Annotated in this window: 2 protein-coding genes; both read left to right on the top strand. The window is 67.6% G+C overall.

The genetic code is table 11. The features are described 5' to 3' along the window. The first annotated feature begins 17 nt into the window (after positions 1-17). Positions 18-887 (top strand): IS5 family transposase, encoded by an 870-nt coding sequence (locus AB0B90_RS38630; RefSeq protein WP_362926870.1) that lies wholly within the window; start codon positions 18-20, stop codon positions 885-887. A 74-nt stretch (positions 888-961) separates the two neighbouring features. Further along, entirely contained in the window at positions 962-1,291 is a 330-nt protein-coding gene (locus tag AB0B90_RS38625; RefSeq protein WP_362900094.1) for a hypothetical protein, read from the top strand. Positions 1,292-1,302 lie beyond the last annotated feature (11 nt).

Below are 1,302 nucleotides of genomic sequence, written 5' to 3'. Positions count from 1 at the left end.
ACCGTAATGATCTCGGTGTGGGGCGAGGGGATCTTTCTGATGAGCAGTGGGCGGTGCTGGAGCCGTTGCTGCCGGTCGCGGTGTTGGGCAGGCCGGTGGTGGACCGGCGCAGGTTGATAGACGGGATCCGCTGGCGGGTGCGGACCGGTGCTCCGTGGAGGGATCTGCCGCCGGAGTATGGGCCCTGGCAGACGGTTTATGGTCTGTTTCGCCGCTGGCAGCGCGATGGCACGTGGCCGAGGCTGCTGACCGGGCTGCAAGCCCGGGCGGATGCGGCAGGACTGATCACGTGGGAGGTCAACGTCGACTCCACGATCTGCCGGGCCCATCAGCACGCCGCGGGCGCCCGTCGCGATGGATCGGCCCAGAAGGAGCCGCCGGGCGGAATCGGTGTCGAGCCCGCCGATCACGGCCTGGGCCGGTCCCGGGGTGGCTTCACCACCAAGATTCACCTGGCCTGCGAGCAAGGCCAGCGGCCGCTGTCTTTGCTGGTCACCGCCGGACAGCGCGGCGATAGCCCACAGTTCACGGCTGTCTTGGAAGGCATTTGGGTCCCTCGTATCGGGCCGGGTCGTCCCCGAGTCCGTCCGCTGCGGGTGCGCGGCGATAAGGCGTACTCCTCTCGCGCCAACCGGTCCTACCTGCGCAGCAGGGCGATCCGGAGCACGATCCCCGAGCCGGCCGATCAGGCCGGAAACCGTAAGCGCCGCGGGCGGGCCGGCGGGCGGCCTCCGGCCTTCGACCGCGAGGACTACAAGGCCCGGCACGCGGTCGAATGCGGGATCAACCGGCTCAAGCGCAACCGGGCGGTGGCCACCCGCTTTGACAAGCTCGCGGTCCGCTTCGAGGCCACCGTGCTGATTGCCGCGATCGGCGAATGGCTGTGACCCGGCAAAGCGGCCGCTTTCGCATGCCATGCTGACCGCGACCAGGTTGAGCGGGGCGAAGAGGGAGAGCGTAGATGGGGGCTCAGTACTACGGCGCCGACAGCGAAAACGGCGACCGCATCGACGACCCATCCGAGGACGCGCTGTTCATGATGATCAGTGATCTGAACGACTCCGACAACACCTTCGTCGTGATCCAGCCCGATGAGGACGCCCCTGTTTGGTTCGCCTCGGTGGCTGTGCTGGACGAAGGCGGATACGAGGTCGTTCGCCGCGACAGCACCCGAAACGAGCACCAGGTCACCACCTCGAGCAGCATCAACGACATCGCCCGCGACCTCACCGTCTGGTTGGCCGCCCGCCACTTCCCCGGACGGCCAACCAGGCACATCACCGACTTCTAAAACACGCCCTA

It is taken from the genome of Streptosporangium sp. NPDC049078 (assembly GCF_040648855.1).
Classification (GTDB): Bacteria; Actinomycetota; Actinomycetes; order Streptosporangiales; family Streptosporangiaceae; genus Streptosporangium.
The sequence above is the reverse complement of the archived record's forward strand: the minus strand, read 5'-3'. Positions and strand labels throughout refer to the sequence as shown.